The 14,103-nt window shown below is 49.4% G+C and carries 9 protein-coding genes; 3 read left to right on the top strand and 6 right to left on the bottom strand.

Annotated features, from left to right (window positions below):
* Nucleotides 1–32 precede the first annotated feature (32 nt).
* The 5 genes from CX664_RS07785 to CX664_RS07760 form a co-directional block, all read right to left on the bottom strand.
* A complete protein-coding gene (locus CX664_RS07785) occupies nucleotides 33–1,697 on the bottom strand; it encodes an HAD family acid phosphatase (RefSeq protein WP_163371768.1) in 1,665 nt (554 codons plus the stop codon).
* 211 nt (nucleotides 1,698–1,908) lie between these two features.
* Nucleotides 1,909–2,652 carry a YciK family oxidoreductase gene (locus CX664_RS07775; protein WP_101746190.1) on the bottom strand — a complete coding sequence of 248 codons (744 nt, stop codon included), beginning with the start codon at nucleotides 2,650–2,652 and terminating at the stop codon, nucleotides 1,909–1,911.
* 49 nt (nucleotides 2,653–2,701) lie between these two features.
* On the bottom strand, nucleotides 2,702–3,412 hold the full coding sequence (locus CX664_RS07770; protein ID WP_206679259.1) for an HAD family hydrolase: 711 nt from the start codon (nucleotides 3,410–3,412) through the stop codon (nucleotides 2,702–2,704).
* Between the two features lie 61 nt (nucleotides 3,413–3,473).
* Complete coding sequence (gene ubiG / locus CX664_RS07765) at nucleotides 3,474–4,199, bottom strand: bifunctional 2-polyprenyl-6-hydroxyphenol methylase/3-demethylubiquinol 3-O-methyltransferase UbiG (RefSeq protein ID WP_101746189.1); 726 nt, start codon at nucleotides 4,197–4,199, stop codon at nucleotides 3,474–3,476.
* 224 nt (nucleotides 4,200–4,423) lie between these two features.
* The gene (locus tag CX664_RS07760) at nucleotides 4,424–4,810 is read right to left on the bottom strand and encodes a hypothetical protein (protein WP_101746188.1); all 387 of its coding nucleotides are present in this window, start codon (nucleotides 4,808–4,810) and stop codon (nucleotides 4,424–4,426) included.
* Between the two features lie 376 nt (nucleotides 4,811–5,186).
* Here CX664_RS07760 and gyrA point away from each other — a divergent pair, with 376 nt between their 5' ends.
* The 3 genes from gyrA (at nucleotide 5,187) to pheA (ending at nucleotide 10,135) form a co-directional block, all read left to right on the top strand.
* Nucleotides 5,187–7,790, top strand: coding sequence for a DNA gyrase subunit A (gene gyrA, locus CX664_RS07755; protein WP_101746187.1), 2,604 nt, complete (start codon nucleotides 5,187–5,189; stop codon nucleotides 7,788–7,790).
* A 129-nt stretch (nucleotides 7,791–7,919) separates the two neighbouring features.
* The gene (gene serC, locus CX664_RS07750; protein WP_244910636.1) at nucleotides 7,920–9,050 is read left to right on the top strand and encodes a 3-phosphoserine/phosphohydroxythreonine transaminase; all 1,131 of its coding nucleotides are present in this window, start codon (nucleotides 7,920–7,922) and stop codon (nucleotides 9,048–9,050) included.
* Nucleotides 9,050–10,135: a prephenate dehydratase gene (pheA, locus tag CX664_RS07745; RefSeq protein ID WP_101746186.1), complete on the top strand. Its 1,086-nt coding sequence runs from the start codon at nucleotides 9,050–9,052 to the stop codon at nucleotides 10,133–10,135. The genes serC and pheA overlap by 1 nt, the downstream gene beginning before the upstream one ends.
* A 332-nt stretch (nucleotides 10,136–10,467) precedes the next feature.
* Here the strand turns inward: pheA and CX664_RS07740 are convergent, their stop codons facing one another.
* On the bottom strand, nucleotides 10,468–13,908 hold the full coding sequence (locus CX664_RS07740; RefSeq protein WP_145999888.1) for a hypothetical protein: 3,441 nt from the start codon (nucleotides 13,906–13,908) through the stop codon (nucleotides 10,468–10,470).
* Nucleotides 13,909–14,103 lie beyond the last annotated feature (195 nt).

The raw sequence follows: 14,103 nt of genomic DNA, 5'->3' as shown, positions 1-14,103 counted from the left end.
CTCAGGGTGAACGGAGATTGTAAACATCAAGCTTATTGAAATGATGAGCTGGCCTGCGCCGCTTTATGTAGATCTTTTTCAGGCCAATCTTCTATTAAGCTTCTGCGAATATCAGAACGTTCCTGATCGCTCAACTGGCAAATATCTTTTCCTGCAATCTGTGAATAGTATTGCCGCATCCAGGTTTTGTTGACCGGATTGGGAATAATAAAATATTTTCTTCCGTAAAGGTTTCTGGTTTTTTCAACGGAAGCCTGGTCAAAAGGTGATAACCCTTGCTCTTTTAAATCAAAGTCATCCAGAAGGTCACCGACAAACAGTCTGACATCATATTTTTTTCCATTGATCCTTCCAGCCATGATGGCTTTTCGCTGGTGCTCCTTATCACAGCTTTTTTTATTGACCGGACAATATTTGGAGCGGTTCAGCAGGTTGGTCTGCGTAACTTTGGGGAATCCATTGGCAGCTAGTTGTTTTAAGGTGAAGTTTTCTACATCCCCTTTATGACCCGGACGGCCGGAAGAGTGCTCCCGGGCCGTTAGATAAAAGATTTCATAACCCAGGGCAGCCGCTTTGTTTAAAAACTCTCTGGCACCGGGAATAGAGGTGGATTGAAGCTGTTTTTCGTAGTTTCTCATCTTCGCTTCAGGTTCAGGGAATGCTTTGCAAAGAGGTGGAATTAAATGATTTGGAGGGTAGTCAATGAGCGTGCCATCAATATCAACAATAATTGCCCGATCAGTGGCGTAGCGATTTTCAGGGGCTTCAAGAGCCTTGTTGGCCAGGTTATAAGTTTGAATAGCGGTGGCATCGAAATCTGCGGATTTCCTGACCCAGAGATCGGCCATGATAATATGCTGCCGGTAGCTCTCGGGAACAGGCACTGGTAACTCTGTGTCGTTAACCTGGCGGATGCGAACCCGGTGTTTTTCTGCCGGGCTCAGTGTTCGGTAGTCTTTGCTGATGGCTTCTTCCCAGAATCCGTAAACGGTGTTTGGCAGAATAAACCACTGGCGGCCAAGTTTATCCTGATGCTGACTTACCCACTTTTTCTTTTCCGGATAAAGGCCTTTAACTACCTCACCAAGATCGTCCAGCTGGTCACCAAACAGCATGATCGGGTGGTAGCCCGCTGTTATGATGTGCTGACGCTTGTCCTCTTTGCTGAGGGTAATGTTTTTTTCTGCCTGGAGAATCACATTTCTTTCACTGATAACCGGATAACCCAATTGCTTCAGTTTATTAATAGTAATGGTTTTTACATCATTAAAACGGCCGCTGATATAGAATATTTCAATGCCCAGACTATAGGCCTTTTGCAGGAATTCAACGGACCCTGGCAGTGCTTTCGTCTCTTGATGATTCCACCAGAATCTGGACCGCTCGATACTTCGGGATTCATGGGTGTCAACCAAACTGGTAAAATAGCGGGTGCCTGATATCAGAGTATCATCAATATCGGTGATTATTGCAGGCTTTTTACCTTCAGGCGTCTTTGCCAGAAGAGCTTCCAGTTGATCGGTTGCGCCGTTAAAACTCTGGTAAAAGTAAGCGCAGTATTCCCCGGAATGCTGTTGCCAGTTTGCGGCAATGATAACTTCATTGTTTAAAGCTTTCTGATCAACGCTATCAGCAAAGAGGGGCTGTAAGCTGAGTAATGATGAAAGTAATAGAGCGGCCAAAACTTTCATGTCCATTTTCTTTTCTTTAAAACGTCGAATTTTCATAATTCTGATTGTGATAATTCTATTTGAGATAAGAATGACCGCATCAGAATAGACGAAAAGAAATAAAGTCTATGGAAGTGTTTGTTCTCAGTGTACTGATGAATAAGTTCTTTTTTATTGACAACGCCGTTGAAACAGTTGTTTGAGCCCCGACGTTCGGTCAGGGCCAGTGATTGCATTTTTACTGTTGGGCATGAAAAGCCAGGCCGTTGATGTCCTTACTTTCGTCCCCCATCAGATAAAGGTAAACCGGCATTATGTCTTCCGGTGTGGGGAGTGTTTCCGGGTCTTCTCCCGGAAAGGCCGCCGCTCTCATTGAGGTACGGGTGCCACCGGGGTTGATGCTGTTGGCACGCACAGAGCTAATACCGTCCTCCTCATCTGCCACGATTTGCATCAGACCCTCAGTGGCAAATTTTGACACGCTATAGGCTCCCCAGTACGCCCGTCCCTGGTGACCCACGCCGGACGAGGTAAAAATGATCGACGCCTTTTCTGACAGGCGGAGCAGAGGCAGCAGTTCCCGGGTCATTATAAAGGCTGAATTCAGATTAACCTGCATGATGCGCAGCCAGGTTTCTGTGGGAAACTGGCTGATGGGTTTCAGCTCACCTAAAAGGCTGGCGTTGTGTAACAGACCATCAAGCCGACCAAATTCGTTCTCAATGGTTTCAGCCAGATTACTGAAATCGATATCACCTGCGCTTTCCAGGTTTAGTGGATAGATGGCTGGCTGCGGCCACTGATTGAGTTCAATTTCATCGTATACCTCTTCCAGTTTTTCAGTGCTTCTGCCCAGCAGAATGACGCTGGCACCGTGGCGGGCATAGGTAAGGGCGGCGACCCGGCCGATACCACTGCCGGCTCCGGTTACCAGTATGACTTTATCCTTCAGCAGGTCTTTCGGAGCCTGGTAGGAAAACATGATGTTACTCCCTGGTTTTTAGTTTGCTGCGCGATTTTCCAACAGCCTGTCAGGCATGGGACCTGTCTTTGATGATTTGCCAGTTGTGCTGTTCAAACCAGCGGTGCAGCTGCTGGATATGGCCGATATTCAGGTCCGCACCCCACTGTGCAGGATCTTCACCCTCAGCAATGTAGCCATAATGTGCGGCAACGGTGATCATACCGGCTTGTTTTCCAGCTTCGATATCTCGAATGTGGTCGCCAATATAGACGCTGAACTGCGGTGAACTGCCGGACTGTCGGCAGGCAAGAAAGAGGGCTTCCGGGTCTGGTTTCGGCTTTTTGACATCCTCCGGGCAGACAATGGCATGACTTCGCTCCAGCAGGCCAATTTGTCGGATCAATGAGAGGGCATAGGGTCTGGGTTTATTGGTGACAATACCCCAGGCGATATCCCGACGTTCAAGTTCCCCGATCAGTGACAGTATGCCAGGGTAGGGCCGGGCAAATGATGAACGACTGTGGTCCTGGATATGCCGATCATAGTATTGCAGAAACAGAGTCCTTTTCTGTTCCAGCTCATCGCCGGGCGCAAGATTGAAGGCAAGCTTCATCAGCGCCCGTGAGCCGGCAGAAACATTCTGCCGAATCAAATGGCTATCCATTGCCGGGTGCTGGTGATCTGCCAGCATTTGATTCACGGTAATTACAAAATCTTCTGCGGTGTCCAGCAGGGTGCCGTCCAGATCAAAAAAAACGCCTTCAATGGCTTTCATCATCGTTACTCTTGGTTGTTTGCCTGATGGCAGTGGTTCTCGTTGCCAGAAACTGGGCCATCAGTTAAGGGGTGGCTGGCTTTGAACCATAAATCAGGTAATTGACGTCTACGTCCTTCGGGTTGAGCCGGTACACTTTCGTCAAAGGGTTGTAGGTCATCCCGGTCATGTCACGCATAGTGAGCCCGGCTTTTCTCATGTCCCGGCTTAACTCGCTGGGCTTGATAAACTTCTTGTGCTCATGAGTGCCTTTGGGCAGCAGTTTGAGTATGTATTCCGCACCAACAATGGCAAACAGGAATGACTTGGGGTTGCGGTTGATAGTGGCAAAAAAGATCTGTCCACCGGGTTTCAGGAGTTTGCTGCAGGCTTTGATGACGGAAGCCGGGTCGGGAACGTGCTCCAGCATTTCCAGGCAGGTCACCACATCGAACTGGCCGGGCATCTCTTCGGCCAACTCCTCAGCGGTAATTCGGCGATAGTTCACTTCAACGCCACTTTCCATGCTGTGCAGGCGGGCCACAGACAGGGGGGCTTCACCCATATCGATACCAGTGACATGGGCTCCCCGTTGCGCCATGGACTCACTCAGAATGCCGCCACCGCAGCCAATATCAATCACTTGTTTCCCGGCCAGTCCAACACGTTCATCAATATAATTCAGACGCAGGGGATTGATCTCATGAAGCGGTCTGAACTCACTGTCCGGGTCCCACCAGCGGCTGGCCAGTTCTTCAAACTTGGCGATTTCTCCGAGGTCTACATTTTGGGCTGAGCGCATGTCGGGCATTGGTTATGATCCGTCAAAGCAGTGTCATTGAGGCAGTCAGGGCTGCCATATGTGCGGATTATACCGTTAATCCTGCAGCCGATCACAGTGTTGAGTTTTGGGCGTGAGAAATTGAACCTTAGTGATGAGGTTAGTGTGATCAGAAAGAGATAAGGCTGAACCTTCAAGTACAGCCTTTTGGAGGTTTCGTTATTGAGACGTTTGTCTGCTAATAGTCAACGCGGTTAATTTTCGAAGGGTTTGAGACGATTGGGGTCCAACTTTCCGGGTTTGCCTGGTTTGGTTGCTACAACAGCAGGCTCATTTTTTTCAGCAGGTGCTTTTTTAGTAGCTTTTGTTTTGTTACTTACCGCCTCAGCATTCTGAAGGGCACGGTCGGCAAGTGCTTTTTTGACATCCTCTTTTACATCTGTACCGTGGTCAATTGCAGAAGCCAGATAATTGACAAGGTTCTTTAATTCGTTTTTGGCTTCGACAGACCATTTATTCTCAAACCATGCCTGCTTTACTTTGCGTGAACAAGCTGCTGCCAAGTCTACGTGCTTAGAAACTTCGTTAAATTGGTTCGGGTCAATACCCATTTCACGGAGTGCATCAGCTCCTATCTTCATGGTAACAATCCTTTGTTAAGTGTTAAGCATCAGTGCTTACTTCAAATCTAGACCGGTTCAGGAAAAAACACAGGTTTACCCAGTTGGCACTTTTTTGACGATTTCCTGAAAGCAGTTATCCGCCCTGTGCCATTGATGGACAGGCAAAAAACATATTCCCAAAGTGGTTGATGCATCTCGCGGATAAGGCATGAATTGTGGTAACATCGCGGTTTTGAAAATCAACTACCTTAGGCGATCATTCCATTGAGATGCTCTGGGAAAGAGCATTTTTTCTGTTTGGATAAGACTTTATTATCGGTGTCCTGATCCACAGAACTGGGATGGATGCTGACCGCTATCTGTTGGCCGTAAGCAAAAGGACGACTGGGTTTCCATGACTGAAATTGCCAAAGAGATTCTCCCGGTAAATATTGAAGATGAACTAAAGCAGTCCTATCTGGACTACGCCATGAGTGTCATCGTTGGTCGTGCCCTGCCTGATGTACGTGACGGGCTCAAGCCCGTGCACCGGCGCGTACTGTTCGCCATGAGCGAACTGGGCAACGACTGGAACAAACCTTACAAAAAATCTGCCCGTGTGGTCGGGGATGTGATCGGTAAATACCATCCCCACGGCGACTCTGCGGTCTATGACACCATTGTCCGGATGGCGCAGCCATTTTCCCTGCGCTACATGCTGGTTGATGGCCAGGGCAACTTCGGCTCCATTGACGGTGACTCCGCCGCAGCGATGCGTTATACGGAAATCCGGATGGACAAGATCGCCCATCAGTTGCTGGCAGATCTCGACAAGGAAACCGTAGACTATGTGCCTAACTACGATGGCACAGAGCAGATTCCTGCCGTTTTACCCACCCGTGTCCCTAACCTGCTGGTGAATGGCTCGGCCGGTATCGCAGTGGGCATGGCCACTAATATCCCGCCTCACAATATGACCGAGGTGGTCAATGGCTGTCTGGCGCTGCTGGATGATGAAGCGCTGACGGTTGATGACCTGATGGAGTACATCCCGGGTCCTGACTTCCCTACGGCTGCGATTATCAATGGCCGGGCTGGTATCCTTCAGGCCTATCGCTCGGGTCGTGGTCGCATCTACATTCGTGCCAGGGCCGATATCGAGCACGATGAAAAGAAAAACAAAAGCACCATTATTGTCACCGAGATCCCTTATCAGCTGAATAAGGCGCGCCTTATTGAGAAGATTGCCGAGCTGGTAAAAGACCGCAAGATTGAAGGTATTTCCGAGCTGCGCGATGAGTCTGACAAAGACGGCCTGCGGGTGGTGATCGAGCTTCGCCGTGGTGAAAATGCCGAGGTGGTGCTCAATAACCTGTATGCCCAGACCCAGCTTGAGTCCGTTTTCGGCATCAACCTGGTGGCCCTGGTGGATGGTCAGCCCAAGCTGCTTAACCTGAAGGAGTTCCTGGAAGCCTTTATACGCCACCGCCGTGAGGTGGTTACCCGCCGGACCGTTTATGAGCTGAGAAAGGCCCGTGAGCGTGGTCATATTCTGGAAGGTCTGGCCGTTGCTTTGTCCAATATCGATCCGGTTATCCAGCTGATCAAGGACTCGCCAACACCGGCGGAAGCTAAAGAAAAGCTGATCGCCAAGGGTTGGAATCCCGGCCACATGATGGAAATGGCCGAGCGTGCCGGTGCCGATGCCTGTCGCCCGGATGATCTGCCTGAGGCTTATGGTCTCAGGGATGGGCTTTATTACCTGTCTCCGGTTCAGGCTCAGGCCATTCTGGAAATGCGACTGCACCGACTGACCGGTCTTGAGCATGAGAAGCTGCTGTCTGAATACCGTGAGCTGCTGGAGAAAATTGCCGAGCTGATTCTGATCCTCTGTGACCCAATGAAGCTGCGTGCCGTCATCAGGGAAGAGCTTGAGCAGGTTAGGGATGAGTTTGGTGATGAGCGTCGTACCGAGATCACCAGCTCCCGTCGTGACTTGACGGTTGAAGACCTGATTGATGAAGAGGACATGGTGGTCACCCTGTCCCACGGTGGCTATGCCAAGACCACGCCCCTGGATACCTATCAGGCACAGCGTCGTGGCGGTCGTGGCAAGTCAGCGGCTTCCGTCAAGGAAGAGGACTATGTCGAGCACATGCTGGTGGCTAACACCCATACCCAGATCCTCTGCTTCTCCAGCAAGGGTAAGGTCTATTGGTTGAAGGTCTATCAGATCCCCCAGGCGGGCAGAACCTCCCGTGGTCGACCGATCGTTAATATTCTGCCGCTGGAGCAGAATGAGAAAATCACCGCCATGCTGCCGGTGGAAGAGTTTACCGAAGGTTATTTCGTCTTTATGGCGACGCTCAATGGTACGGTGAAGAAGACACCTCTGGAGCAGTTTGCCCGCCCACGCTCTTCCGGCCTGATCGCCCTGGGTCTGGATGAAGGGGATACCCTGGTGGGGGCTGAAATTACTACCGGAGAAAAGCAGGTGATGCTGCTGTCTAATGGTGGTAAGGCGGTTCGCTTTGAGGAGACCGATGTTCGTGCCATGGGCCGGACAGCCCGTGGTGTCCGTGGTATGAAACTGCCTGAAGGTCAGCGGATTATCTCTCTGATTATTCCGGAGGAAGATACCCAGATTCTGACGGCCAGCGCCAAAGGTTACGGTAAACGCACTGCCGTCGATGAGTTCCGACTCACCAGCCGTGGTGGTCAGGGGGTTATCTCCATGCAGTGCACGGAGCGTAACGGTGAAATCGTGGGTGCTATCCAGGTGAAGAGCGGCGAGCAGATTATGCTGATTTCTGACCAGGGAACATTGGTGAGAACCGGGGTTGATGGCGTCTCTTCACTGAGTCGTAATACCCAGGGGGTTACGCTGATCCGTGTCTCTGAGGGTGAAAAACTGGTGGGTGTTGCCCGCGTTGAGGAGCCAGAGGCTGTGGATGCGCCTGAGCTTGAGACTGAAGGGCAGGATGATCCCATTGCCAGCGAAGGGACGGTAGAATCCTGATAGTCTTAAGTCCGACAGGCTCCCCGTGCTGGCGTTTTTCATCATAATTACAGTCACTCACCCGGAGTGAATTAGAAAGTTTGTCGGTAATGACCGGGTAAACCGCCGTTTAGTGGCGAGGGAGTCATTGTGAAGCCTTGTGTAACAGATGGTGTAAATGATGTTCTGGCGCAGCTGGATCATCGGGTTTACAACTTTTCAGCCGGACCTGCACCGATTCCCTATGAGGTGCTGCAGCAGGCCCGGGATGAGATGATGAACTGGCAGGATGTGGGCGCTTCGGTGATGGAAGTGAGCCATCGGGGCAAGGAGTTTCTCGCGGTTGCCCATGGGGCCGAAAAAGACCTGCGTGATCTGTTGAAGATCCCTGATAACTACAAAGTGCTTTTTCTGCAAGGGGGAGCCCGGGGGCAGTTTGCGGCGGTGCCACTGAACCTTAAGGGCGACAAGGTTTTTGCTGACTATGTCAACAGTGGTTACTGGGCCCAGTCAGCTATTAAAGAAGCCCAGCGCTACCTGGATGTGAATATTGTTGCTGATGGCAAGGACAGGGGCTTTAATGCGATGCCTGCCGAAGACCGGTGGCGGATAAGTAAAGATGCCGCTTATTTGCACTACACGCCCAATGAGACCATCGGTGGTCTTGAGTTTTCATTTATACCGGAGACGGGTGATGTGCCGCTGGTGGCGGATATGTCTTCCAATATCTTGTCCGGCCCGCTGGATGTCAGCAAGTTTGGTGTTATTTATGCCGGTGCCCAGAAGAATATTGGTCCGGCCGGTCTTACCGTGGTGATTGTTCGTGAAGACCTGTTGGAGCGCGGTTCACTGATGTGTCCTGCGGTGCTGGACTATAAGCTGCAAGCGGGCAATGATTCCATGTACAACACGCCACCAACCTTTGCCTGGTATCTAGCCGGTCTGGTCTTTAAATGGCTGAAAAAACAGGGTGGGCTGGCAGCGATCAATGCGCTCAATGAGCGCAAGGCCAGCAAGCTGTACACTCAGATTGATGGCTCCGGTTTTTATCAGAACCCGGTGGACCCAAAGTGGCGCTCCCGCATGAATGTGCCGTTTACACTGATCAACCCGGAGCTGGATGCAACGTTCCTTGCCGAGTCCGAACAGGCAGGCTTTCGTTACCTGAAAGGGCACAAGGCAGTAGGCGGTATGCGGGCAAGTATCTATAATGCAGTGCCAGAGCAGCATGTGGATGCTCTTGTAGACTTCATGAAAGAATTTGAACGGCGGTATGGATAATGGCAGAAGAGAAGTTGGGGCAGTTGCGAATTCAAATTGATTCGCTGGATCAGCAAATCCTTGATCTGATCAGCGAGCGTGCGCGATGTGCCCAGGAAGTGGCCCGTGTAAAAACAGAAGCTGATCCCTCTGCTGTGTTTTACCGACCTGAGCGCGAAGCCCAGGTACTTCGTAAAATCATGAAGAAAAATGACGGGCCTTTGAATGACGAAGAGATGGCCCGTCTGTTTCGTGAAATCATGTCCGCCTGTCTGGCGTTGGAAGAGCCGGTCAAGGTGGCTTTTCTGGGGCCGGAAGGCACATTTACCCAGCAGGCTTCCCTGAAGCACTTCGGCCACTCTGCGGTTTGCGTGCCCATGGCGGCCATTGATGAAGTATTCCGGGAAGTGGCTGCCGGTGCGGTCAACTATGGTGTGGTGCCGGTGGAAAACTCCACGGAAGGTGTGGTCAGTCATACCCTGGACAGCTTTATGGACGCTTCACTGAAGATTTGTGGTGAAGTGGTACTGCGAATTCATCAGCACATGATGATTTCAGAAAACACCCGGCGGGATCATATTACCCGCATCTACTCCCATGCCCAGTCTTTTGCCCAGTGTCGCAAGTGGCTGGACTCCCACTGGCCCATGGCTGAACGGGTTGCGGTCAGCTCCAACGCAGAAGCAGCGAAGCGGGTCAAGGGTGAGTGGAATTCGGCGGCCATTGCCGGTGATATGGCGGCAGAAATGTATGGTCTGGAAAAGATCGCTGAGAAAATTGAAGACCGTCCTGATAACTCAACCCGGTTTTTGATCATTGGCAATCAGCCGGTTCCACCCAGTGGTGATGACAAAACATCAGTGGTCATTAGCATGCGCAACCAGCCAGGAGCGCTCCATGCGATTCTTGAGCCTTTCCATGTGCACAATATCGACCTGACACGGGTTGAGACCCGCCCATCCAGAACCGGCATCTGGAACTATGTGTTTTTTGTGGATTTTGAAGGTCATCAGGATGACCCTGTTGTTGGCAAGGTGCTGGAGAAGCTGGGTGAGCGTGCCAATGATCTCCGTGTGCTTGGTTCTTACCCCAAGGGTGTTCTCTGATCGTTGTTGTAAGTAGTTGGCCAAATGGAATCGTATATTTCTGGCTAAGTGGGCAGTTGCTATGCAAGGCGCAACGTAGGGAGCATAGCCGTAGCTATGTGACCGGAGTTGCAACGCCGCAGAGTGACTGACAACTTAGTCAGAAATATATGATTTCATTTGGTTAACTACTTATTTAGCGGGCAGGGATGATGATGGTTAAATGTTCAAAGGCTCATGACCGGTGATGAGCCTTATAAGCTGACTTTTCTACCACCCTGCACAATGAATATGCCCGGTTCTCAAAGTGCAGGACCGGCTCCTGGGGGATTTCCACGGGAGGCATTTGCGGCCTATATCCAGAACTCTATTTTCATCTGATTGTAACGATTGTAACCAGACAGAATTTTTTTCAACTCTTTTAGATCAACTGTGTTGAGCAACCTGAGAATTAGTTTTGCCTGTTCCATGGCGTTAGCGATATCCTCTGGTAATGTTTTTTCAGGTTGAGCTGACAGATGCTCCGGAAAATAATGCAGTGCCATCTGGTCATCCAAATTGTGCAATACCCGAAAGAGGTGACCTGTTTCCACGCCTCTCTTACCTAGCTCTGCAAGTTTATGTGACAGGTAACAGGCTGCAATGCTCTGCTTCGCTTGCTCAACCTCATTATTTTTATCTCTGGTCTTTAGGTCCATTTCCCGTAACTCATCCACGGGTAATCCCATGGCTAAACCAATCAAAAACCAGTTATGGCTCAATGGTAAACGGCGCAGAAAATCCGGGGTTAGCGGTAGTGAACTGGTCGTGGTGACAGAGCTGTCATCATCCTGGCGATAGAGTGGTTTGATGACAGGGGGCTGCTCAGAACCGGGCTCCAGAAATAAAGACAATTTCTTACTGTTAATTGCCATGTAGCGATTTAACTTTCCTTCCAGTTTGGGGCCTGCAGCTTCGCGTAGAGCACATAAGATATGTGCCGGAGTCAGCAGCCCGGGCTGACAACGAGTTGCTGCCAGCAGTAGCTCGTATATCTGATCATGGTCGGCTTCATCGACAAATGATTCATTGAGAATGCGCTGGATTATTGGCAATGACACCCCAAGGGCATTACCAATGACGTCAGCAGGTATCTTGATCTTTGCAATTCCGCCAGCCAAACAAAGCATTTGTCTACATAAATTGCCTTCATCTTCAAGGCTAAAAGGTACTGGATGTTCTCTTAAGGATTCAATGAAACGATGCACACAACGGATGTTCATAATCTCAGGGTGGCTCATTATTTTTACCAGCTCATTTGTGGTCATGATCCCCCCTTGCTTCTCCAGAATCCTGTTCAGCAAAATCATGGTTGAAAATTGTTTAACGCTATTTGGGATAGATTGCAGATCCTGATCCATCATCAGTTCCGGATATCCGGCCGCAAAGGCAATTGTTGCCTTCGGAACTGTGGAAACCAGATACTCATCTTTGTTGACGATCTGATGTAACGTGAAGAAATCCAGCTGATAATCAAGCTCAGCATTAGCATCAACAGTCTCTAAAGTGGGAGGTGATTGAGTCGTGAGCCGACTCTGGTCAAATACAATACCAAATTTTTTACAGTGCAATTCAACCAGATCAAATCTTGAGATACCCGCCAGCATTGTCAGTAGTTTTTTATGGGTTATCATCAGTTTTTCGATGGTTGCCTTATCTTGTCGATTGACGACAGGCAGGGCTAAATAGTTAGCCGGTGCATATTCCTGATTCATTACAGTTTCTGAAATTTTGGCAATATCGGCTATTGGAAATCCCAGATATATGGCAAACAGTACCTGGTCATCGGGTGATATGCCCCGGGTAAATTTATGGCCCAAACTACTCCAGTATACAGTGCCGTCCATTGGTGTTTCAGGCAACCGGGAACATTCAGTGCCGGAGATGACACTCCGTTCAAGCATCGGGGCGACATTGCTTGCAATAGCAATGGCAGGCTCTGTTTTTACTAACTCCGGGGGGAGCAATTCAGTAGCTGGATTGTCAGGGAGCGGCCTTTTCAATGATTTGAAAGTAATTCGACTTGTTGCAACTGTGCTCATCATAGCGTTGAGAAATTTTATGCTTTCCGAACCGAAATAAGGAACAACCCGGGCCATTAATTGTCCCTGTCTGATGGCTTTAGCAATCTTCCCGGGTAATTTTTTTTCAGGCTGGTCATCCGAATGTTCTGGAAAGTAAGCCAGTGTTGCCTGATCATCCAGCATCTTCAGTGCCTGGTAAAGATGACCTGTTTCCAACCCCTTTTGAACCAGTGTCCGGGATAATTCCAAAGCTGTAAGGCTCAGCTCGTCTTGGTCTGGCGCACCGTTTTTCAAAATTGTTATGGAACCAATCCTTTCCAGCTCATCCCCTGAAAGCCCCATGGTTAAACCAATCAAAAACCAGTTATGGCTTAATGGTAAGTGACGCAAAAAATCCAGGGTCAACGGTTGCGACCTGACAATTCTGGCAGGGTGGTCATTTTCTGGCCAATAGAGTGGTTTGAGCTCAGGTAACTCTTCAGAAGGGAATTCGTTTAGCCGAGACAAATGTGCCTTCTCTATTTCTATCCACTTTTCTAACTCCTCATGACAACCGCTGGCACGGCCTGCTTCACGCATCGCATGGATAATATGCCCGGGTGTGAGTCGGGGTGAGCAAAGGATTGCCTGATAGAATAAATCATCGAACTTTTTTACAATGCTTACCGAGTTATAATTTCGATCAACAATTTTCTGGATGATATGCAACGGTACCCCCAGTGCCCGGCCCAAATGTTCAGCGTTTATCCCAAGCTCTGAAGCCTGGTATGCCAGATCGACAAGCTGCTGATTCCAGCTTGAGTTATAGCTGAGGAAAAAAGGTATGGTATTGCCTTTCAGGGATTCAATGAGGCGGTATGCACAGCTGATGAGCATAATCTCAGGATTGCACATTATTTTGACTATCTCATTAGTGGTAATGCTCCCACCGTGTTTATCCAGGATTTTCTTAAACAGGAATATGTTTGCATAAAAGTTTTCTACTTCAGAAAATTGTTTAATATCCTGATCATCCATCAATTCCGGGTATCCGGCGGCATAGGCTAATGTTGTCGTCGGAATACTATTAAAGAAACGGCCTTTTTCTATTTGCAAGATCTTGATCAGCTTGAAAATATCCAGCTTGTGATTTAGCGCAGCATCATTATCTGCAGCCTGCACACAGGCAGGCCAGTCAGACAGGAACTGGCTCTGGTCAATGGCAACACCCGACTTTTCACAATACAATTTCGCCAGTTCTGGTCTTGAGGTATTCGCCAGCACTATGAGCCATTGTTCATAGGTTAACTGATGATTTGCCTGAGTTAAAAAATCTTCCAGCAGATGAAAAGGTCTGGTTGCATCATTCCGGTTCGGAAATTTTTGCTCGAGTATAAATAATTGATTTAACGGAAGGCCCAGGTAAATAGCGAATACATACACATTGAGGAACGTTAGGCTTTCTCTGATTTGCTGGTCCAACTCTCCCCATTTGACAAAGTCACCCGGTTGTTTTGCAGGCAATGGGTCAGAGGCAAAGCCGGATTCAACACTCCGTGCAGATATGGCAATTGCAGAGGTTGATGATGCTGGCTCAATGGGTTCAGAGCCGCCACTGGCAATGGCAACACACTTTCCGGCAAAAGGGGGCATTGGCGAATCACTGGTTGATGGCCCGTGGTCTGCCAATCCCGGGAGCCTGGCAGTTGGACCAGATGGAGGGACCGGTTGATGACCGGTTGAATTAATCATGAAACTGTCTCCAAAATCGTCATTGCTCAATGTCCAACGGCACATGACTGTTCATAAGGCCTGGTAATCCGTGTTTTGGGTCACCCTGCATAATGAATATGCCAAACTCAGGCTGTCCGGGAATAATCTGGGCTATGCAGCAATTGCTCCTGCATTAGTAACTATTCAGCACCCCTAACATAAATCTGGAATTTT

Origin of the sequence: Endozoicomonas acroporae, assembly GCF_002864045.1 — a bacterium.
Taxonomy (GTDB): domain Bacteria; phylum Pseudomonadota; class Gammaproteobacteria; order Pseudomonadales; family Endozoicomonadaceae; genus Endozoicomonas; species Endozoicomonas acroporae.
The sequence above is the reverse complement of the archived record's forward strand: the minus strand, read 5'-3'. Positions and strand labels throughout refer to the sequence as shown.

Coding starts and splice junctions, on each gene's coding strand:
- CX664_RS07785 (WP_163371768.1), bottom strand. CDS start 1,697: ATGGACATGAAAGTTTTGGCCGCTCTATTACTTTCATCATTACTCAGC.
- CX664_RS07775 (WP_101746190.1), bottom strand. CDS start 2,652: ATGTTTTCCTACCAGGCTCCGAAAGACCTGCTGAAGGATAAAGTCATA.
- CX664_RS07770 (WP_206679259.1), bottom strand. CDS start 3,412: ATGATGAAAGCCATTGAAGGCGTTTTTTTTGATCTGGACGGCACCCTG.
- ubiG (WP_101746189.1), bottom strand. CDS start 4,199: ATGCCCGACATGCGCTCAGCCCAAAATGTAGACCTCGGAGAAATCGCC.
- CX664_RS07760 (WP_101746188.1), bottom strand. CDS start 4,810: ATGAAGATAGGAGCTGATGCACTCCGTGAAATGGGTATTGACCCGAAC.
- gyrA (WP_101746187.1), top strand. CDS start 5,187: ATGACTGAAATTGCCAAAGAGATTCTCCCGGTAAATATTGAAGATGAA.
- pheA (WP_101746186.1), top strand. CDS start 9,050: ATGGCAGAAGAGAAGTTGGGGCAGTTGCGAATTCAAATTGATTCGCTG.
- CX664_RS07740 (WP_145999888.1), bottom strand. CDS start 13,908: ATGATTAATTCAACCGGTCATCAACCGGTCCCTCCATCTGGTCCAACT.